Source organism: Rhodococcus sp. AQ5-07, from assembly GCF_009707305.1.
GTDB classification, from domain to species: domain Bacteria; phylum Actinomycetota; class Actinomycetes; order Mycobacteriales; family Mycobacteriaceae; genus Rhodococcus_F; species Rhodococcus_F erythropolis.
Genome location: NZ_CP046099.1, coordinates 3,222,569 through 3,242,307 on the forward strand (window position 1 = coordinate 3,222,569; position 19,739 = coordinate 3,242,307).

Sequence of the window (19,739 nt, forward strand, 5' to 3'; positions counted from 1 at the left end):
ATGATCTATCTCCAGAAGCGATAGATTTGTGCAATGGAACTACGTCACATCCGCTACGCCCTGGCAGTCGCGGAAGACAGACACTTCAGCCGTGCTGCCGCGCGGTTGCACGTTTCACAGTCCGCGTTGAGTGCCCAGATCAGAGACCTCGAAAAGGAACTGGGAGTCGAATTGTTCAACCGCAACAGTCGAAACGTCGGCCTGACTGCTGCCGGGGAGGTTTTTGTCGCCCGCTCTCGTGAGGTGCTCGGCGCCGTGTCGAGACTGGTCAGTGATGTCTCGGCACGGAGCAACGAGCAAGTGCGGCTGACGGTCGGCACCATCACCTCGGCGGGGCGCGTCGACGTCGGCCGTGCGCTGGCAGATCTGACACGCCGCCACCCTGCAATCAACATCACCGCGCGACCGTACGGCAGTGAAGTAGTTATCGAAGGAGTCCGGTCCGGCGCAATCGACGTCGGCATCGTCGGATTGGCCGCAGGCCGCTTACCCAGGAGCTTTGCCGCCGCACCGTTGTGGAGTGAACCCACCGCAGCGTTTGTTGCTCCCGACCATCCCTTTGCCCAGGCCTCGTCGATCAGACTCGAAGACCTACGGGATCACACTCTCGTGGACTTCGCCTCCGGCAGCGAGGCCCGTGTCCAAACCGACCAAGCCTTCGCCGAATCACAGGTCCCACGCGGAAAAACGCTCGAAGCCAACTCGGTGGACCTGATCTGTTCACTGACTGCCAACGGCCTGGGTGTCGGTTTGCTCCCCCAGTCCATGAGCGCCCTACATCCCGAACTGGTCTGTATTCCGATCACCGATGCCCCGCATCGGATCGTCCACGCAATTACCGAACCCACCCATTCGTCGGCGCTCGCCCGCGAATTCGTCGAATTACTCGCGGCGCAGTTCGCTACTTGAGCAGTTTCGACATTCGCCTGTCCGCCAACGGCTTACCGCCTGTCTGGCACGTCGCACAGTATTGAAAAGAACGCTCCGCGAACGACACCTCGCGTACGACGTCACCGCACACCGGACAAGGAAGTCCGGTGCGCGCATGTACTCGCATTCCCGAGCGTTTCTCACCTTTGAGCCGCGCCGCGTCCTGACCTTCCGAACGCTCGATCGCGTCGGCCAGCGTGGACCGCATCACGGCATACAGCGTCGAAATCTGCTCCGGCGTCAGCCTCGACGAGGTCGCGAAGGGCGAAAGTTTCGCGGTGTGGAGGATCTCGTCCGAGTAGGCGTTCCCGATGCCGGCGATCAGCGACTGATCGACTATCGAGTTCTTGATCCGCGCCGACGTCCCGCCCAGAATCTCTGCGAACTCAGCTTCTGTCACAGCCATCGCGTCCGGCCCCAACCGGGCGATGCCCGGAACCTCCTGCGGATCGTTCACCACCCACACGGCGAGACGTTTCTTGGTGCCGGCTTCGGTGAGATCGAATGCCGGCGTCAACCCTTCAGGTGTGAAGAAATGAACGCGCAGCGCCAACGGCCCCTTCCCCGGCTTCGGCGGCGTTGGCGACGGATTATCGAGCCACCGCATCCAACCGGCACGGGAGAGATGCGTGACCAACCACAACCCGTCGCAATCCAGAGCCAGATGTTTCCCGAAGCGGGCGGCGCCCGTGACGTCACGCCCTTGCAAAGCCGTGATCGGCGGATCGAAGGTCTTGAGCACACTCAATGCAGCGATATCGACGCGTCCCACCACTGCGCCGACCGCGTGCTGACGAAGGAATCCTGCCAGCGCTTCCACCTCGGGTAGTTCAGGCATGGCATCAGACTAACGCCGACCACGGACACTCACCGTGTGCTCAGTCCGTTTCGGTCAGCAGAACCACCGAGTGTCCACCGCGCGCCTTCGCTGCGTACATCGCGCGATCTGCACGTCGCAGCAAAGTGGGATAGGCGATGAGTGCATCGTCCGGCGATTCGAAAGGACCTGCGACCTTCGCGATTCCGACGCTCAGGGCCACCTCGGAATGGCCGGGAGCAGTGACCGTTGATCGCTGAAGTTCTTGTTCGAGTCGATCGACCGAGCGTTGATCGCCCGAATCGACGATGATGAACTCGTCACCGCCGATCCGTGCGATCAAGGCCGCCGGGCCGGCGCATTCGACCAGTCTCGATCCGACCTTCTCGATCACAGCGTCCCCGACTGTGTGCCCGTACTCGTCGTTGATGGTCTTGAATCGATCGATGTCGACAGCGGCGACAACGACAAGCGCCGAATTGGCGTACGACCGCTCCAGTAACAGTCGCACCTCGTCGGCCAGTCCCCTCCTGTTGAGAAGTCCGGTCAGTGGGTCCAACTGCGAATTCAACGCATCGGTGCCGAGAATGGAGAAGATGAACTGACAGGCAAAGGGGATCACGTAGATCGCCGCGCCGACGAGAACTGTCAAAGCGACCAGAACCGGAACATCCGAATAGTTCTCGACAACGGAAATGCGCGTCACAATGCCGATGACTACGACGAATACCCACAACATGTGAAGGCTCTGTATTCGAGCATTGTGGAAGAACGCGATGTATCCGCCGATCACCGAGAACATCACGGCATGTGCCAGTGCCGCAAGTGGATTGGAATACAACAGCATTGCGGCCGCTATTCCCACTTCCGAATAGAGCACAAAGGCGTATGACCAGGAACGGGAGAGGTTGCGCCTCGTCGAGAGGGCGACAGCCATCATCACGGTTATGACGATGATGACTGCGTTCGCGGTGCGCGCGTGCGGAGTGGTCGGTCCCTGTGGACTGAAGCGAGTCAAGAACATGATCACGGTGACCAGCACCAACGAGCAGACGACAAGAAACCGCGAGGCGACGGTCAACCCTTTGTCCGCGAGATAGCGATTGAAGGTGTCGAATTGGTCCGGACGCCGATACCAATCGACAAGTTGAGAAGAGATCAGCCGGAATGCGGGACCCGAGAGCGGCCGTTGAGACGCGACGGCGTCCGAACGCTCCACACTCTCGGCAGATTCCATAAGGTCAGGGTAATCCAGTCAACTCCCCGCAATCAGACAATTCTCACTCTTTGCCGTCCCACATCACAACCCGATCGCCGCCGGCTGCCTTCGCGCGGTACATCGAGGCGTCTGCTACTCGAAACAGTTCCGTCAACTCCTCGTCGGAAATGATCGAAGACCATTCGGCAGAGGTGATCGCGACTCCGACGCTGGTCGTCACCGCCGGATCACGATCGTCGATTCGCAGGTGCCTTCGCAGATTGTCCTCGAATGCGGGCGCTGCACCGACGTCGATCGTGTCCACCAAGACGAACTCGTCCCCACCGAATCTGGCGAAGAGCGCCTTCTCGCCGCCGCACCACCGCAGTCGATCAGCAATCTGACGAAGTACGAGATCGCCTTCTTCGTGCCCCCGCGAGTCGTTGACGCTCTTGAACGAATCGACATCGACGATCGCGACGACATACGACGACTTGCTCGACGCATGCCCCGTTGCCCCCATTTCGACAACAGCTCGCTGCAGCCCGCGCCGATTCAGAAGGCCGGTCAACGGATCCACATCCGAACTGTCCGCGTCGGAGCCGAGAAGTGAGAGGACGAACTGGCAGGCGAACGGGATGACCACGATCCCGGTGGCGATGATCAGACACAGTGCGGTGGCCAACGCAGGATCCGCGTAGACCGCGACCTTTCGGCCGACCACTGCCAGAACCACGATGGACAGGGCGATGTGAATCGCCTGGAGTCTCGCGTTGTGAAAATACGCGATGTAACCACCGATCAGTATCAATAGCACGCACTGGATCAACCCGATGAAGGGGTCGTTGTTCAAGAACACACCGACAAATACGCCGACCTCGCAGTAGGCGACAAAAAAGTACGACCACCGACGCGTGATTTCGGGCAGAAGGCAGAAGAGCACGATCACCGCGACCGTGACTCCGATGATGACGGCGTTGACGACGCTGGTGACGTGGTTGTGCACGCCCGCGTCGCTGAAGCGCAGCAGAGTCATCGCAACGATGACCGTCGTCAGGGAACCGATGACCAGCAATCGGACGGCTAGCTCCAGGCCCTTCGTGGCGAGGTATCGATTGAAACTGTCGAATTGATCAGGACGCCGATACCACTGAACGAGAAGGTCGAAAGCCGACTTCACAGCTGATTTTTCACGGCCACGCGGAGCGGGCAGAATCGACTGCAGTCGGTCCTGCCCGAACGATGTCATGCGCAGATCATAGGTGCGCAGACCGTCGTTCGGGATCAAGAGCGCAGGATCGAGGCCGCGAATCCGCGGTCGGTGTCAGCGCCGAACGAGGTACGTGTCCATGATCCAACCGTGCTTCTCGCGCAGCTCCGCCCGGCGCGCGACGATCCGATCTTCGACGTCGCGCAGGTTGCCGGAAATCAACTCCTCGTCCGCGGTTCCGAGGTATGCCCCCCACCAGATTTCGGCATGGGCTTCGGCCACCTGAGTGAAGGTGCAATGCGCGTCGAGCATGACGACGGCGTTGTCCACGCCGTCGGGCAATCCCTCGGCCAGTTTGCGGCCGGTCGTGATGTGGATGGGTTCGCCGATTCGGTTGAGGACGATTCGGTGCTGTGCAGCCAACGACTGCACGCTGGTGATTCCCGGGATGACGGAGTAGTCGAACGTCACTTTCCCGCGAGCGAGCACGCGCTCGACGATCCGCAGAGTGCTGTCGTAGAGGGAGGGATCACCCCAGACGAGAATCGCTCCGACGCCAGGTTCGGCCGCGAATTCCGCTTCGAATTTCGCGGCCCGACGCTCGTGCCAGTCCTCGACAACCCCCTCGTAATCGGTCGGGGTTCGGTCCCGCGGCGGGTCCGTGATCTCGACCACCTTGTAGTCGAGGTGAACGTGCTCGTCGAGGATGCCGGTTCGCAAGTCGACCAGAGCCTGCTTCTCGTCACCCTTTCCGATGATGAAGAAGGTATCGGCCCTGTTCATAGCCTTGATCGCCTGAACCGTCACCTGGTCGGGATCACCCGCACCGATACCGATCACCAAGAGTTCGCGCATGTGCCGAGGCTATATTGCCGTGCGCCTTTATTAACCGCGGGAGGTTAATAAAGGCGCACGGCAAGGCAGGCCCTAGACTGATTCCCGTGACTGTCTCCACTGCGTACGAAGACCTCCTCCGGCTCGTCATGGAGACGGGTACCGCCAAATCCGATCGAACCGGAACCGGCACCCGCAGCATCTTCGGTCACCAGATGCGTTTCGATCTTGCCGACGGCTTTCCGCTCGTCACCACCAAGAAGGTCCACCTCAAGTCGATCGTCAACGAGCTCCTGTGGTTCCTGCGCGGCGACTCCAACGTGGCGTGGCTGCACGAGCACGGCGTCTCCATCTGGGACGAGTGGGCCGACGAGAACGGCGAACTCGGCCCCGTCTACGGCGTCCAGTGGCGTAGCTGGCCCACCCCTTCGGGCGAGCACATCGACCAGATCACGCAGACCGTCGAGACCCTGCGCTCCAACCCCGATTCGCGGCGAATCATCGTCTCGGCGTGGAACGTCGCCGACATTCCGCAGATGGCGCTGGCTCCATGCCACGCTTTCTTCCAGTTCTACGTCGCCGACGGCAAGCTCTCCTGCCAGCTGTACCAGCGCAGCGCCGACATGTTCCTCGGCGTTCCGTTCAACATCGCCAGCTACGCGCTGCTCACCCACATGATGGCCCAGCAGGCCGGACTCGATGTCGGCGAGTTCGTCTGGGCCGGCGGCGACTGCCACATCTACGACAACCACGTCGACCAGGTCACCGAGCAGCTCGGTCGCGAGCCCCTTCCGTTGCCGACCCTGAAGCTGAACAAACGCGACTCCATTTTCGACTACACCTTCGAGGACGTCGAGATCGTCGATTATCAGCACCACCCCGCGATCAAAGCGCCGGTAGCGGTCTGACGATGACCGATCGCACAGTCACCCTCATCTGGGCGCAGGCCCACGACGGCGTCATCGGCGTCGACAACACGATCCCGTGGCGCGTGTCCGAGGACATGGCTTACTTCAAACGCGTCACCATGGGACATCCGGTGATCATGGGACGGCGCACCTGGGACTCCATTCCACTGAAGTTCCGGCCGTTCAGCGGGCGTCGGAACATCGTCGTCACGCGCGATCCGCAATGGCAAGCCGAAGGCGCCGAGGTAGTCCACAAGCTGGACGACGCCCTGGCGCTGCCGGACGGTGACGTATTCGTCGTCGGAGGCGGGCAAATTTATTCGGCTGCACTGCCATTCGCGACGCATCTCCTGGTGACCGAGGTCGACCTCGACATCGCCGGTGATGCCTTTGCTCCCGAGATCGGCCCCGAATGGAACCTGAAGTCCGACGAGCCCTGGCAGACCTCGGAGAAGAGCGGGCTGCGCTTCCGCTGGCTGGAATACACGCGCTGACCGACTTCCGCCGATAACGAGGCACCTCGCGAGTGAGTCGGTCATACTCCAAGAACGACATTCACCGCTTCCGAGAGGTCTTCGATGGACAAGAAGTCACTGACCGCTCTCGCTCGCCAACAGTTGAAACTGGCGGGCTCGGCGACCAGCGGTCGCAGTTCACAAACCGTCTACGGCGGCCACCAGCGCAGCCTGCGACAGACGGTGATCGCCCTGAGCGCCGGCAAGAGCCTCGCCGAACACGACAGTCCGGGCGAAGCCACACTGTTGGTCCTGAGCGGGAAGCTGAATCTTGTGTGTGGGAGCGACCAGTGGAAAGGATCCACCGGTGATTTCCTCACCGTGCCGGCCGACCGCCACAGCGTCGAAGCGCTCGAAGACGTTGCATTTCTGCTCACCGTCGCTATGAAGGGTTGAAGTCGGTACCGTCTTCCGGGTGAGCGAAACCGTGATCGAAGTGTCCATCGTCGCAGCCCCGTCCGTTTTGTGGCCCGCCCTGCGCGACCCGTCGCTGATTCGTCGTTGGTTCGGCTGGGAGTACGACGGTCTCGACGACGAAATCGCCCAGATCTACTCCACCGCTGAGGCCGATCCCGAGGCACTGACGCTGAAACTCGGAAACGGTGACCGCTTCTCACTTCTCGAACAAGACGGCAAGACGGTCGTCCGCATCGATCGGCCGGCCAAATCTGCCGACGACGACTGGTACGACGACATCACCGAGGGATGGACGACGTTCCTCCAGTTGCTCAGATTCGCAGTGGAGCACCACGGACTCGCTGAGCGAAGAACCATCTATCTCGACGGCCTGCTGCTCCCTGGCGAGAATGCGGCAACCGTCCTCGGGCTCACCGAAATCGGTTTGGAAGCGGGAAGTCGGTACGCGGCGACAATCGCTCCCGGCGACTATTTCGAAGGCGTCGTCGACTACGTCACCGATCACCAATTCGGGTTGACAGTCGAAGATCTCGGTCCTGGTCTACTCTCTGTCGCGACCCAGTCGGTGACTCCGCAGCGGCCAGACGGAGGCATGTCCATCCTGCTGACCACCTACGCCCTGAGCGATGACGAGTTCGACGAAATCAAGCATCACTGGTCGTCGTGGTGGGAAGGTCGCCGTCAGGAGGGCTGACGTCCCGCGAAGCGATATGCTTCGACCATGGTCGAAGCATCGGGTCACAGTCCGGCACGCACGTTCGGCGAGTTGCTCGACCGCCTGGGCGATTCCAATGCAGACATACCGACACTCCACCGTCTGCTCGAGGCGGTCCTGGTGGTCGGTTCAGGTCTGGATCTCGACCTGACTCTCCAACGGATCATCACTTCTGCGACAACGGTTCTGGATTGCCGCTACGGCGCCCTGGGGGTTGCGGCGCCGGGGGGGCGGGCTCTCGGAATTCGTGTACGAGGGAATCTCCGGGTCCCAACGCGCGACCATGGGACATTTCCCCGAAGGTCATGGCGTTCTGGGTGTTCTGATGAATCACCCGCAGACTTTGCGTGTGGCGCATCTCGGCGACCATCCCGAATCGGTGGGATTCCCCGCGAATCATCCACCGATGGAGAGTTTCCTCGGGGCGCCGATCATGATGCGAGGAAAGGTGTTCGGAAGTATCTACCTGACCGAGAAGCGCGGAAAAGCCGAGTTCACCCAAGAAGACGAGGTCATTCTCGAGGCCCTCGCCATCGCAGCCGGCATCGCTGTGGAAAACGCTCGACTGTTCGAGCAGTCACGAACTCGTGAAAGATGGCTCACCGCAACATCTGCCATTCGCTCGCGGTTGCTGGCCGGTGACTCGCTCGAGGACGGCCTGCAACTTCTTGCCAGTCGCGTTCGGGACCTGACCGGCGTCGACGACGTGATCGTGGTGATCTGCGAGAACGGATACGCACAGGTTCACGCTGCGGCCAGCGCCCGAACTACGTCACGTGGAGTCAGAATTCCAGCGACGACCTATCCGTTCGACGTGGTACGGAGCACTCGAAAGCTACAGGTACTCACCACTTTAGGTGCACTCGCCGAACTGGTGCCGTCGGCCGGAAGTGCGGTCGTGGCACCGATGTGCGTCGCCTCGGGTGTAGTCGGCGCGGTCATCGTGGCGTCGAACTCGACCAACACGCACTGGGATCACGACGAACTGACCCGGATCGAGTCGATGGCCGAACTCGGCTCCGTTGCAATCGAGTTCGACGAGAAACAAAAGGCGCAACGCCTGTTGTCGGTTCTCGCGGACCGCGACCGCATCGCACGAGACCTGCACGACAACGTCATCCAGCGACTGTTCGCGAGCGGAATGAGCCTGCAGAGCACGCTTCCGGACGAGACCCTCCCGGAGTCGGCGCGCGCGATTGTCAAACGATCCCTCGAACAGCTCGACAAGACAGTCCGCGAGATTCGGACAACCATCTTCGATCTGCAAACTCCCACAGCCACCGATTCGTCGAGCCTGCGCCGCCGCCTCCTCGATGTCATCGGCGACGCCACCGCACAGTCCGCCGTGACCCCCAGCGTCCAATTCTCCGGCGCCATCGACACTCTGGTGAATCCCGGGATCCACCAGCACGCCGAAGCTGTGCTGCGTGAGGGGCTGAGCAACGTCCTTCGGCATGCACACGCACACCACATCACCATCGCAGTCACCGCGGACGTCGAATTTGCGATCACGATCGAAGACGACGGCGTCGGACTCCCCTCCGACTTCCACAAGAGTGGACTTCACAATCTCGAGCGCCGTGCCGAACATTGCGGCGGTACGTGCACGATCGTCAACCACGATCCGAGCGGTGCACGCCTGCTCTGGCGAGTACCGCTCGGTCGCACCAACTCGAATCGACCGAAGTCCGGTCGGTAGACCTATCGACTGCCGCTGCGGATTTCGGTGGCCAGCACCGCAGCCTGAGTGCGACGCTGCATGCCCAGCTTCGAGAGCAGACGCGTCACGTAGTTCTTGACTGTCTTCTCCGCGAGGAACAATCGCGCTCCGATCTCCCGGTTGGTGAGCCCCTCTCCGATGAGGTCGAAGACTGCTCGCTCCTGATCGGAAAGTTCGGCCAACGGATCAGCTGTGCGGTCGCTACGGATCCGCTGCATCAGCGCCTCCGTCGCCCGACTGTCGAGCAGTGAACCGCCGCGCCCGACTGTGCGGACCGCAGCGACCAGATCGGTTCCGAGAATCTGTTTGAGGACAAATCCCGAAGCGCCCGCCATGATCGCGTCGAGTAATGCCTCGTCGTCCGCGTACGACGTGAGCATCAGGCAGCGCAGGTTGGGCAGCATCGAGCGCAGTTCGCGGCACAGTTCGACGCCGTTGCCGTCCGGCAGCCGTACGTCCAGAACCGCGACGTCGGCATTGCTCTGCGGTACCGCAGCCAATGCTTCTCCCACGGATGCGGCCTCACCCACCACCACGAAGTCTTCGACCCCGCCGAGTAGGTCGAACAATCCGCGTCTGACGATCTCGTGATCGTCGACCAGGAATATCCGCGTTGTCATCGAACCCCTCCAAAAGACATCTCACGTCGAACGGTACCGGAGATGGTGGACTCAAAAGTCATTGAATGCATTCTCTTCACTTGTTGACGTGCCGGACGATGAGAACCGGGCAATCCGCAGTATGGAGCAGTGCCCGACTGGTCGATCCGAGGAGCATTCCCGCGAATCCGCCGCGCCCACGGCTGCCGACGACGATCAATTGCGCCGTCTCCGCGTATTCGCTCAGCACTCGGACCGGACGGTCACGCGCGACGACTCTCTCGACGACGACGTCTGGGTAACGCTCGGTGAAACCAGCCAATTGCTCGGCAAGAACAACTTCCTCACCTGTCTGGATGCTGCTCCACAGTGGATCGTCGGGGGTGGCGCCGAGGGAGGGCTGCACGCTCACATCGCTCCACACGTTGACGGCGATCAATGTTGCACCCCGAGCGGATGCCTGTTCGAAAGCATGCTCGACTGCCTCGATGCTGCTTTCGGATCCATCGACGCCGACGACGACAGGACCTTCGGTCGGCGGTCGACCATCAAGCGTCCGGCCCCGGACTACCGCCACCGGAGATTCGCCGTGCGAGACGACCGACACCGTCGCGGAACCGACGACCAATCCGGTGAATTCACCATGCCCGCGGGGCCCGAGCGCAATGATGTACGCGCCCTTGGACAATTCGATCAGGCGATCGGAGACGCTGCCGTCGAGTAGTTCGGTGACGATCTGGAGGTCGTCGTCGATGCTTTGCCGCGCGAGGATCTGCGCGCTGTCCAGACGAGCGGTGGCAGTGCGGCGAAGTTCGTCCTTGAAGCTCTCGGCGAGGTACGGCTCGGAGTAGTAGAAAGCGGGGATGTGCACCACCGTCGCGATGTGCAGCGGACGACCGAGCGCCACCGCCGTTCGAGCGGCCCAGACGACAGCCGACGACGCCGATTCCGAGCCGTCCACTGCTACGACTACGGGTTTGGTTGCACTCATGTTCGTCCCTCCACGATCGACCAGAGAATCTCTTCGCCCTCACACTATTGCCCAATGACGGCAAAAAGGATTCATCAGCCGACGCGAGTCCCGAATCGGACATTCCGAGTTCGGGTGGACTGCGGCAACGGCCCCGCCAACATCCCTTTCGGGCGTCAACGAGGCCACCGGTGCCGGATTCGCACGCAAACCCTGGCTACTCGATCCACGTTAGGCGAAGAACCCGACCGGTCAGAAGTGAAAAAAGTCCCATATGAAAGCGCCGAAAATCGGGTTTCGTGCGCAAGAGATCCCGAATCACCCGATCTGCTGTGCGCCTTTATTAACCGCCGGCGGTTAATAAAGGCGCACGGCAGGGTCAGTCACAAATCTTGCGGAACTTCTCGATCAGCTGAACACGGCCGTTGCGATCGGCCGCCAACGGCGTGACGTTGAGCGTCGTGACGCCGGCTTCGGCGAAGGCTGCGACGCGTTCCTTGACGTAGCTCTCGGGACCGATCAACGACACGGCGCGAACCAGCTCGTCCGGGACCGCTGCTGCGGCCTCGTCCTTCTTGCCCGCGAGGTAGAGATCCTGAATCTTCTCGGCGGCCTCTTCGTAGCCGTATCGCACCGCGAGGTCGTTGTAGAAGTTCTTGCCCTTGGCGCCCATACCGCCGATGTAGAGCGCAAGGCTCGGGCGTACCCAGTCGAGCATGTGGTCGACGTCGTCACCGATGGCCAGGGCCGGCGACGCGTACACCTGAAGCTCGCCGAGGCTCGGATCGCGCTTGGCCTTGCCCTTCGCAATCGGCTCGCCCCATACGCTTGCTGCCTTTTCCGGATGGAAGAAGATGGGTTCCCAGCCTTCGGCGATCTCAGCCGTCAGTTCGACGTTCTTGGGTCCGAGCGAAGCGATCAGGATCGGGATGCGCTCACGCACAGGATGATTGATCAGCTTGAGCGGCTTGCCCAGTCCGGTGCCCTTCTCGGCAGGGAGCGGAACCTGGTAGTACTTGCCCTGGTATTCGACCTTCTCGCGGCGCCACACCTGACGGCAGATCTCGACGACCTCACGCGTGCGTCCCAACGGAGCGTCGTACTTGACGCCGTGGAATCCCTCGATCACCTGCGGTCCGGAAGCACCCAGGCCCATCACGAAGCGACCGTTGGAGACGAAGTCCAGGCCCGCTGCCGTCATGGCGGTCAACGAGGGCGTACGGGTGTAGATCTGGAAGATTCCCGAAGCGAGTTCGATGGTGGACGTCTTGGCCGCCAGGTAACCGAGCTGGCTGACCGCGTCGAAGGAATACGCTTCCGGAACGAAGGCGATGTCCAGGCCCGCCTTCTCCAGGTCACCGACCTCTTCGACGGTTTCGGCGAACCCGCCGCTGTAGTTCAAACCCATACCGATACGCACGTTGTAACCCCAATCCAGACGATTGCCGCCGTGTGCGACGCGCACACAGCCTTGGTACTCCCATCGAACACTTAACTCACATCGAACACTACGGAACATGAGTCCGCATTCATGTGACTACCCCGTTCGTATTCGATGACCGAAACGAACGGGGTAGCGGGAGAACCTGGAGAGGTCAGGATTCTTCGGGGCGAACCACCATGACGGGGCACTTGGCCGAAGCGATCAGAGTATTGCTGGTCGAGCCGAGGAGCATGCCACGGAATCCACCACGTCCACGGCTGCCGACTACAACAAGCTGCGCTTTTGCCGACCAGTCCAGCAGCCGTCCTCGTGGGTTGTCGAGGTATACCTCGCGCCGGACCTTCACGTCCGGGTACTGCTCGGACCAACCGGCCAAGCTCTCGCTGAGTACGGCGTGCTCTTCCTCTTCGAGAGACTGCGGGGCAAGCGCAGCTGCCCTCGGGTCTTCGAATGCCGCGCTGCCGAGGTCACTCCACACGTGCAGCGCCACCAACTCGGCGCCGCGGAACGCTGCTTCCTCGAATGCCGCGCCCACCGCTTGCGCGCTGAGCGCACTGCCGTCGACGCCGACCACGACGGGTCCCTCCGAAGGCACTGCGCCGTCGCGGTCCCGCACGACGATGACCGGGCACTTGCCGTGACTGGCAACACCGACCGCTGTATTGCCGAGAACTGCCGTCGCCGCCTTGCCTGAAGCGGACGCTCCGACAACGACCCGCCTGGCCTGCGCCGAACTCTCGATCAACCACTGAGTTGCGCTGCCGATGGCGATTTCGGTGTGAACTTCGAGTTTCGGATCGATCTCACGGGCGAATTGTTCCGCCTCTGCCAAGATCGCTTTTCCCGCCTCTTCGACCCATTCGTACACCCCACCCGCGTCGACGTACGGTCCGCCGAAACCGTAAGGCGCGAAGTCGAGAGCGTGGATGATGTCGAGTCGCAATTCGCGCTGGGCGGCGATTTTCGCGGCCTCGCGGAGCGCAGTGGACGCAGTGTCCGAACCCTCGACTCCGACAACAACACTGTTATGTTCGCGTGAACTCATGTGCCCACCTTCCTGAAGAAGTAACCGAGCCACTTTCACTCTAACCATCCCACTTGTCCGGCTTTTTTGGGGTCGCCCCCTCTTCATTTCGGGGACTTAGGTCCCCGAAACTGTTGACGGATAGGAGAATTAGCAGAGCAATCAGGACCAGGTGTGAACGGGATCTCCCGCCCGCATGTTCTCGACGTAACCGCGGAGCATTCCGGTGAGCGCAGTCGAGCGGTCCGCGCCCGAGGCCTCCGCGCGCGCCACGTGCTCTCTTTGCCAGGCGGCACCGGTCTGCCGATTCAGGCACCGCCCCTCGATGACGCCGAGATACCGATCGCGGGCCGCGGCGGACAACCCGAAGTCCGCCAAACCCTCGTCCGCCAACGGCAGCAGCCTTCGCAGGACCAACTCGTCGGCACCGACCCAACCGATCTCCGGCCAGTACAAAGTTGCGTCGAGTCCGTACTTGGCGCCGATGTGCAGGTTCTCTTCTGCCGCATGGAACGACATGTGCGACCACAGTGGCCGCTCCGCGTTCACCAGCGCCCGAACTGTGCCGTAATAGAAGGCCGCATTGGCCATGATGTCGACGACAGTCGGTCCGGCCGGCAGCACTCGATTCTCGATACGCAAGTGCGGCTTGCCATCCGAGCAGTCGTACACCGGACGATTCCAGCGATATACCGTGCCGTTGTGCATCTGAAGCTCGCTCAACTCCGGAACCCCGCCCGCCGCGAGCACTTCCAGTGGATCGATGTCCGACACGTCAGGCAGCAGGGCCGGGAAGTACCGCGAGTTCTCTTCGAACAAGTCGAGCACCGAGTGGATCCACCGCTCACCGAACCACACCCGCGGCCGCACACCTTGGTTCTTCAGCTCGAAAGTTCTTGTGTCCGTGGCCTGCTCGAAGATCGGGATGCGCGATTCGTGCCAGAGCGCCTTGCCTGCCAGGAAAGGAGAATTGGCCGCCAACGCCACCTGTACGCCGGCCAGACACTGCGCGGCATTCCAATGCGCGGCAAACTCTTCCGGCGCAACGCGAAGATGCAACTGCATGGACGTACATGCCGCCTCCGGGACTACCGAATTGGTATCGGCCCGAAGAATTTCCACGTCGCTGCCAGGTAGCGCGACACCTTCGACGTCGAGTTCGATGTCCTCGCCTCGAGCGGTGAAAATTTGCTCATTGAGCAATTCGTAACGCGGGTTCGCGGTGATCCACTCTCGATCGAGATGCTCGAGTTGCAGGGTCGGCAGCATCCCGATCATCACCATCTCGGCGTCGTGCGCATGGATTCGCGCGTCTGCGACGTCGAGGGAGGCGCGCAGTTTCTTTTCCAATTCGAAAGTTGCATCACCGGTGAGTGGGCCGGGTTCGACGTTCATCTCGACGTTGAACTGTCCGAGCTCGGTTTGGAAAACCGCAGCGTCGTCGATGGATTCGAGCACTTCACGGTTGGACATCGCAGGAGCCATGTCCCCGTTCACCAGGTTGAATTCGATCTCCATGCCCAGCAGCGGCGCCGGTTTGTCGACGGCGTCTCGGAAGTCACCACCGTCGAGCATCTGCTTCATGGCGTCGACGCATGACCGCACTTTCTTGCGAAAGAGCCTACGGTCCGCCCGCGTGAATTCTCGCGCCGTGACTTCTGCACCCATCGCGCATTCCCCCTTCGACGATCAACGTCACTGAAGGCTATCCGGCCGGTGTCACCGACAAACGAGAACTGCGGTGGCACCAGGAAGAATTTCCCGACGCCACCGCAGTTCTCCGAAAGTTTCTCTTACGAGTTGTCTACCCAGGTGACAGCCACGCCGCGAGCCTGCAGCCACGCTGCGGGATCGACCTTTGCGCCGTTCTCGGCAACTTCGAAGTGCAGGTGCGGGCCGGTGGACTGTCCACGGTTACCCACTGTGGCGATCTGCTGGCCAGCATTGACGCGCTGGCCGACGTTGACCTGGTAGTCATTGACGTGGCCGTACGTGGTGACGGTGCCGTCGTCGTGCTGGACGCGAACCCAGAGGCCGAAACCTGACGCCGGGCCGGCGTCGATGACCTGGCCGTCGGCTGCAGCCAGAATCGGCGTACCGATCGGAGCCGCGATGTCGAGACCGCCGTGGTGTGCTCCCCAGCGCGAACCGAAGGTGGAGGTCAGCGTTCCGGACACCGGCTGCACGGTGCGAGCAGAGGTGCCGGGGTTGATCCCCGCGAGGAACTGCTGTGCCTGCGTGTTGAGATCGGCAGCAAAATCGGGAAGCTCGGGAATGTCGAGAGCGGGAAGTGCCGCCAATTCAGCCGGAACGACAACGCCCTCGGGGAGCAGACCCTGCGGGATTTCGATGCCGGCGATGGTCTGTGTTGCCGGCGCCGCAGCAGCGGTTCCTGCACCCATCTGGCCTGCACCGACGAGGAGTGCACCGGTAGCCGCAGCTACGACACCCGCCTTGACACCGGCACCAGGGCCAGCCGACGGGGTGCGGTGGCGGCCGCTTGCTGCCTCGGGATCGATCTCGAAGACAACATCGTCATTGCCCGTGCGGTGGTGGTTTCCCACAGTGTGTACTCCGTCAGTCGTCGGCGTGCAGCGTCCTTCTGATGAAGCCCGCTCCTCTGTCTGCCGAAGAATGTAACAGTTTGATCAAGGCGGCCGCCACCGTTACCCGATCTTGACCAAAACTATTTCTCGCCGTTCTGTCGGCTGGCGTCCAGTTCTGACTTGAATGCGTCGTATCGTGCCCGGTGAGCGGGTCGGCGACGAATGATCGCCCACGCGATACCCAGAACCACGAACCAGATCGGTGTGACGACAAGTGCCTGCAGGGTGTCGTCCTTGGTTGTCAGCGCCCAGAGGATGAAGACGAAGAACGCGAGCACGACCCAGCACATCACGATGCCGCCGGGCATCTTGAACTTCGACGCCTCGTGCAGGTGCGGACGACGCTTCCGGTACACCATGTAGCTCGCCAAAATGATCGTCCACACGAACATGAACAGCAGCGCCGAGATGGTCGTGACGACGGTGAAGGCCTCGATCACGGAATCGCCCGAGAACAGCAGGATCAGCGACGCCAGCAAGAAGATGCAGGAGAACATCAGGGCGTTCGCGGGGACCTTGCGCGAGTTCAGCTTGCCGAGTGCCCGCGGTGCGTCGCCCTCCTGCGCAAGGCCGAACACCATGCGCGAGGTGGAGTAGATACCCGAGTTGGCCGAAGACGCAGCGGAGGTCAGCACGACGAAGTTGATGACAGATGCAGCGATGCCGAGGCCGGCGAGTGTGAACATGGCGACGAACGGACTCTTGTCTGCGCTGATTTCGCGCCACGGAGTCACCGCGATGATCACGGTCAGTGCAACGACGTAGAACAGCAGGACACGAATGGGGATGGAGTTGATGGCCTTCGGCAGGTTCTTCTCCGGGTCCTTCGCCTCGGCGGCGGTGGTGCCGACCAGTTCGATGCCCACGAAGGCGAACACGGCGATCTGGAAGCCGGCCACGAAGCCCATGAATCCGGTCGGGAACATGCCGCCGTCGTTCCAGAGGTTGTCGATACCCGAGGTGGCACCGTTCGGCGCCGTGAACCCGGAGACGACCATGACGATGCCGACGATGATCAGGCTGACGATGGCGACGATCTTGATCAGCGCGAACCAGAACTCGGTTTCACCGAAGGCGCGAACGGTCGGGAGATTGAGGAGCAGCAGCGCCGCGATCGTCAGCAAAGCAGGTATCCATGCCGCGAGACCTGGCCACCAGTATTTGAAGTATCCGGAAATCGCGATGACGTCCGCGATGCCGGTGACGATCCAGCAGAACCAGTAGGTCCAGCCGGTGAAGAATCCCGCCCAAGGGCCCAGCAGATCCGCGGCGAAGTCGGAGAACGACTTGTACGCCATGTTCGAGAGCAGCAACTCCCCCATCGCCCGCATGACGAAGAAGAGCATGAAGCCGATGATCATGTACACGAAGATCACGGAAGGCCCGGCAAGCGAGATCGTCTTGCCCGATCCCATGAACAGTCCGGTGCCGATGGCACCACCAATGGCGATCAGCTGGATATGCCGGTTGGACAGCTGACGTGAGAGGTGGGGGTCTTCGCCGGACGGCTTCGTCAGGTCTGGTGTATTCGCGTGGTCGGACACGGAGGATCCCCCTCGTCATACGGTTCATCCGGGGCATCGAAATCGTGCCCGTCGGGGGAACCTCGGAAAATGTGCTCTCTCAAAGTACGCGTGCACTGGCTCACATCAAGCATCGGAAAGCGGACGCCGATAACCTGTCGAGGTGAACACTGACAGCACGGCCCATCAAGACGGACATATCGCCGCGACGCTGTTCGATTTCTCCGGAACCCTCTTCCGTTTGGAGGAGAGCGACGATTGGACCGAGCACCTCGTCGATCATCAAGGCGATCCGCTCGACGTGCACGCTCAAGCCGAGTTGATGCGTCGGATGACCGCGCCGGTGGGCAGAACCGTCGAGATGGACGAAGCCGGGATCTACGCGTGGGAGAACCGCGACCGGGATCCGAAGTTGCATCGTCAGGCTTACCTCGACGTGTTGAGTAAGTCCGGGGTGCCCGATCCCGTTCGAGCCGAAGCTTTCTACGCGCTGCTGGTCGATCCGGACCAGTGGTCGCCGTACCCGGATACCGGTGAGGTCCTGAAGTCATTGTCGGAGAAGGGCGTACGCACTGCCGTCTTGAGCAACATCGCCTTCGACATCCGTCCGGCGTTCGTCGACCGCGGCTGGGACGTCTGGGTCGACGAGTTCGTCCTGTCGTTCGAGGTGGGTGCAGTCAAACCGGAACCCGCGATCTTCGAATACGCCCTGGCACAGCTGGATGTGGATGCGGCGCAGACCCTGATGATCGGTGACAGCGACGTCGCCGACGGCGCGGCCCGAGACGTCGGTTGCCAGTTCGCACTCGTCGATCCCCTGCCGACGACCGAACGCCCGCACGCGCTACTCGACGCAGTGCGGAAGTTCGGGCTTCTGTAGGGAGCGCTCAGACGCCTTCGGTGAGTTCGCGCAACGACGCGTAGCGCTCGCGCACGTGGGGAGCTGGTTCGGCGTCGAATCGTCGCTCTTCCGGTTTCGGCCACACCGGCGGCTGCGTGTCCCCGGACAGTGCCCATGCTGCTTGCCTGCATGCCCCTTCGGCGACGTACTCACCCGGAGCAGGGATTACGACCGGAACTCCGAGAATTGCCGGCGCAATCTCACAGAGAGCGCGAGACTTCGCTCCGCCTCCGACGAGGAGAACTCGCTTCACCTCGACGCCCTGACGAACCAGATCGTCGACGCCGTCGGCCAAGCCGCACAGGAGCCCTTCGACTGCCGCGCGCGCGAAATGCGCCGGCGTCGAGTTCTGCAGCCGGAAGCCGTGCATTGCTCCCGTGGCGTCGGGGCGGTTGGGCGTCCGCTCGCCCTCGAAGTACGGAATCATGACCAGTCCGTCGTTTCCGAGGGGCGCGGTCAACGCCAACCGGGACAGTTCGGCGTGATCGACACCGAGAATGGACGCTGTCGCATCAAGAATGCGCGCGCCGTTGAGAGTGCACACCAGCGGCAGGTGCAGGCCGGTTGCGTCCGCGAATCCTGCCACGTTTCCACTGGGATCGTGTGTGGGGGTGGCCGATACAGCCGACACGACGCCGGATGTTCCGATCGAGATCATCACGTCACCGGGGACTGCTCCCAAACCCAGTGCGGCTGCGGCATTGTCACCCGTACCCGGTCCGATGATTCCCCCGGAGTCAGTGCTTCCGATCTTGTCGTTCGGCGATGCAACTCGGGGAACATGGGGGGTGCGATCGCGAAATGCCAACGCCAGCAAGTCGGTACGGTATTCGCGCGTCGAGGCAGCGTAATAGCCGGTTCCACTTGCGTCGCCCGCGTCTGTGGCGAGCTCCTCGATTGAACCGGACCCGCCCAATTTCCAGGACAGCCAGTCATGCGGAAGACACACCGCGGCAGTGCGATCGGCGTTGCCTGGCTCGTGATCTGCGAGCCATCGAAGCTTGCTTGCCGTGACCGCGGCGACCGGAACTACGCCAACCGCGTCGGCCCACGCCTTCGATCCGCCGAGTTCTTCGACCAGATCCGTCGCAGCCTTCGCCGAACGAGTGTCGTTCCACAGCAGCGCCGGCCTGACGACCTCGCCGCCGCTGTCCAGACACACCATGCCGTGCTGTTGAGCTCCGACGGATACCGCTGCGACGTCGCCGAGCCCACCCGCCGCGGCGATTGCATTGTCCATCGCCTCGAGCCAGCATGTCGGATCTATCTCGGTACCGACGGGATGGGCCGCCCGTCCTTCTCGTACCAGTTCTCCCGAATCGGCATCACGGACAATGACTTTGCACGACTGGGTAGACGAATCGATACCGGCTACGAGGGTCACACTGGCGTCCTTTCCGAAGGACCG

18 protein-coding genes and 1 pseudogene are annotated in these 19,739 nt (G+C 61.9%); 7 read left to right on the forward strand and 12 right to left on the reverse strand.

The window, feature by feature from the left end; all coding sequences use genetic code 11:
* Nucleotides 1-33 precede the first annotated feature (33 nt).
* Nucleotides 34-909: a LysR family transcriptional regulator gene (locus GJB56_RS14770; RefSeq protein ID WP_047888496.1), complete on the forward strand. Its 876-nt coding sequence runs from the start codon at nt 34-36 to the stop codon at nt 907-909.
* Here GJB56_RS14770 and GJB56_RS14775 read toward each other — a convergent pair.
* The 4 genes from GJB56_RS14775 to cobF all read right to left on the reverse strand — a co-directional run bounded on the left by GJB56_RS14775 (nt 902) and on the right by cobF (nt 5,010).
* Nucleotides 902-1,768, reverse strand: a complete 867-nt coding sequence (locus tag GJB56_RS14775; protein WP_019744780.1) for an Fpg/Nei family DNA glycosylase — start codon at nt 1,766-1,768, stop codon at nt 902-904. The two genes, GJB56_RS14770 and GJB56_RS14775, sit on opposite strands and share 8 nt — an antisense overlap.
* A gap of 40 nt (nt 1,769-1,808) precedes the next feature.
* Nucleotides 1,809-2,984 carry a GGDEF domain-containing protein gene (locus GJB56_RS14780; protein WP_020908671.1) on the reverse strand — a complete coding sequence of 392 codons (1,176 nt, stop codon included), beginning with the start codon at nt 2,982-2,984 and terminating at the stop codon, nt 1,809-1,811.
* Between the two features lie 43 nt (nt 2,985-3,027).
* Nucleotides 3,028-4,194, reverse strand: coding sequence for a GGDEF domain-containing protein (locus GJB56_RS14785; protein WP_020908672.1), 1,167 nt, complete (start codon nt 4,192-4,194; stop codon nt 3,028-3,030).
* A 75-nt stretch (nt 4,195-4,269) separates the two neighbouring features.
* Nucleotides 4,270-5,010: a precorrin-6A synthase (deacetylating) gene (gene cobF / locus GJB56_RS14790; RefSeq protein ID WP_060938206.1), complete on the reverse strand. Its 741-nt coding sequence runs from the start codon at nt 5,008-5,010 to the stop codon at nt 4,270-4,272.
* Nucleotides 5,011-5,096: 86 nt separating this feature from the next.
* On the opposite strand from cobF, the gene GJB56_RS14795 reads away from it, so the two are divergent.
* From GJB56_RS14795 to GJB56_RS14815, 5 genes and pseudogenes are all read left to right on the forward strand, one after another.
* Complete coding sequence (locus GJB56_RS14795) at nt 5,097-5,897, forward strand: thymidylate synthase (RefSeq protein WP_113683239.1); 801 nt, start codon at nt 5,097-5,099, stop codon at nt 5,895-5,897.
* A gap of 2 nt (nt 5,898-5,899) precedes the next feature.
* Nucleotides 5,900-6,391, forward strand: a complete 492-nt coding sequence (locus GJB56_RS14800; protein ID WP_113683240.1) for a dihydrofolate reductase — start codon at nt 5,900-5,902, stop codon at nt 6,389-6,391.
* Between the two features lie 84 nt (nt 6,392-6,475).
* Nucleotides 6,476-6,808, forward strand: coding sequence for a cupin domain-containing protein (locus tag GJB56_RS14805; protein ID WP_003946336.1), 333 nt, complete (start codon nt 6,476-6,478; stop codon nt 6,806-6,808).
* A 19-nt stretch (nt 6,809-6,827) separates the two neighbouring features.
* The gene (locus GJB56_RS14810; protein ID WP_113683241.1) at nt 6,828-7,523 is read left to right on the forward strand and encodes a hypothetical protein; all 696 of its coding nucleotides are present in this window, start codon (nt 6,828-6,830) and stop codon (nt 7,521-7,523) included.
* A 27-nt stretch (nt 7,524-7,550) separates the two neighbouring features.
* Nucleotides 7,551-9,243 (forward strand): annotated as a pseudogene (locus GJB56_RS14815) (GAF domain-containing protein).
* Nucleotides 9,244-9,245: 2 nt separating this feature from the next.
* Here the strand turns inward: GJB56_RS14815 and GJB56_RS14820 are convergent.
* The 7 genes from GJB56_RS14820 to cycA form a co-directional block, all read right to left on the reverse strand.
* A complete protein-coding gene (locus GJB56_RS14820; RefSeq protein ID WP_019744786.1) occupies nt 9,246-9,884 on the reverse strand; it encodes a response regulator in 639 nt (212 codons plus the stop codon).
* Nucleotides 9,885-9,960: 76 nt separating this feature from the next.
* Nucleotides 9,961-10,854, reverse strand: coding sequence for a universal stress protein (locus GJB56_RS14825; protein WP_029255952.1), 894 nt, complete (start codon nt 10,852-10,854; stop codon nt 9,961-9,963).
* Between the two features lie 358 nt (nt 10,855-11,212).
* The gene (locus GJB56_RS14830; protein ID WP_007727670.1) at nt 11,213-12,253 is read right to left on the reverse strand and encodes an LLM class F420-dependent oxidoreductase; all 1,041 of its coding nucleotides are present in this window, start codon (nt 12,251-12,253) and stop codon (nt 11,213-11,215) included.
* A 175-nt stretch (nt 12,254-12,428) separates the two neighbouring features.
* Nucleotides 12,429-13,322 carry a universal stress protein gene (locus tag GJB56_RS14835; RefSeq protein ID WP_020970378.1) on the reverse strand — a complete coding sequence of 298 codons (894 nt, stop codon included), beginning with the start codon at nt 13,320-13,322 and terminating at the stop codon, nt 12,429-12,431.
* 141 nt (nt 13,323-13,463) lie between these two features.
* Nucleotides 13,464-14,969, reverse strand: a complete 1,506-nt coding sequence (locus GJB56_RS14840) for a glutamate-cysteine ligase family protein (RefSeq protein ID WP_021345194.1) — start codon at nt 14,967-14,969, stop codon at nt 13,464-13,466.
* A 125-nt stretch (nt 14,970-15,094) separates the two neighbouring features.
* Nucleotides 15,095-15,865: a M23 family metallopeptidase gene (locus GJB56_RS14845; protein WP_003946431.1), complete on the reverse strand. Its 771-nt coding sequence runs from the start codon at nt 15,863-15,865 to the stop codon at nt 15,095-15,097.
* A gap of 122 nt (nt 15,866-15,987) precedes the next feature.
* The gene (cycA, locus tag GJB56_RS14850; protein ID WP_019744791.1) at nt 15,988-17,451 is read right to left on the reverse strand and encodes a D-serine/D-alanine/glycine transporter; all 1,464 of its coding nucleotides are present in this window, start codon (nt 17,449-17,451) and stop codon (nt 15,988-15,990) included.
* Nucleotides 17,452-17,593: 142 nt separating this feature from the next.
* Here cycA and GJB56_RS14855 point away from each other — a divergent pair, with 142 nt between their 5' ends.
* Entirely contained in the window at nt 17,594-18,310 is a 717-nt protein-coding gene (locus tag GJB56_RS14855) for an HAD family hydrolase (protein ID WP_020908678.1), read from the forward strand.
* Between the two features lie 7 nt (nt 18,311-18,317).
* Here GJB56_RS14855 and xylB read toward each other — a convergent pair whose 3' ends face one another.
* Nucleotides 18,318-19,715 carry a xylulokinase gene (gene xylB / locus GJB56_RS14860; RefSeq protein ID WP_113683243.1) on the reverse strand — a complete coding sequence of 466 codons (1,398 nt, stop codon included), beginning with the start codon at nt 19,713-19,715 and terminating at the stop codon, nt 18,318-18,320.
* Between the last annotated feature and the right edge of the window lie 24 nt (nt 19,716-19,739).

What these genes read in the sequence shown, in the direction of transcription:
- GJB56_RS14770 (WP_047888496.1), top strand. Translation starts at nt 34, where the DNA reads ATGGAACTACGTCACATCCGCTACGCCCTGGCAGTCGCGGAAGACAGA.
- GJB56_RS14775 (WP_019744780.1), bottom strand. Translation starts at nt 1,768, where the DNA reads ATGCCTGAACTACCCGAGGTGGAAGCGCTGGCAGGATTCCTTCGTCAG.
- GJB56_RS14780 (WP_020908671.1), bottom strand. Translation starts at nt 2,984, where the DNA reads ATGGAATCTGCCGAGAGTGTGGAGCGTTCGGACGCCGTCGCGTCTCAA.
- GJB56_RS14785 (WP_020908672.1), bottom strand. Translation starts at nt 4,194, where the DNA reads ATGACATCGTTCGGGCAGGACCGACTGCAGTCGATTCTGCCCGCTCCG.
- cobF (WP_060938206.1), bottom strand. Translation starts at nt 5,010, where the DNA reads ATGCGCGAACTCTTGGTGATCGGTATCGGTGCGGGTGATCCCGACCAG.
- GJB56_RS14800 (WP_113683240.1), top strand. Translation starts at nt 5,900, where the DNA reads ATGACCGATCGCACAGTCACCCTCATCTGGGCGCAGGCCCACGACGGC.
- GJB56_RS14805 (WP_003946336.1), top strand. Translation starts at nt 6,476, where the DNA reads ATGGACAAGAAGTCACTGACCGCTCTCGCTCGCCAACAGTTGAAACTG.
- GJB56_RS14820 (WP_019744786.1), bottom strand. Translation starts at nt 9,884, where the DNA reads ATGACAACGCGGATATTCCTGGTCGACGATCACGAGATCGTCAGACGC.
- GJB56_RS14825 (WP_029255952.1), bottom strand. Translation starts at nt 10,854, where the DNA reads ATGAGTGCAACCAAACCCGTAGTCGTAGCAGTGGACGGCTCGGAATCG.
- GJB56_RS14835 (WP_020970378.1), bottom strand. Translation starts at nt 13,322, where the DNA reads ATGAGTTCACGCGAACATAACAGTGTTGTTGTCGGAGTCGAGGGTTCG.
- GJB56_RS14840 (WP_021345194.1), bottom strand. Translation starts at nt 14,969, where the DNA reads ATGGGTGCAGAAGTCACGGCGCGAGAATTCACGCGGGCGGACCGTAGG.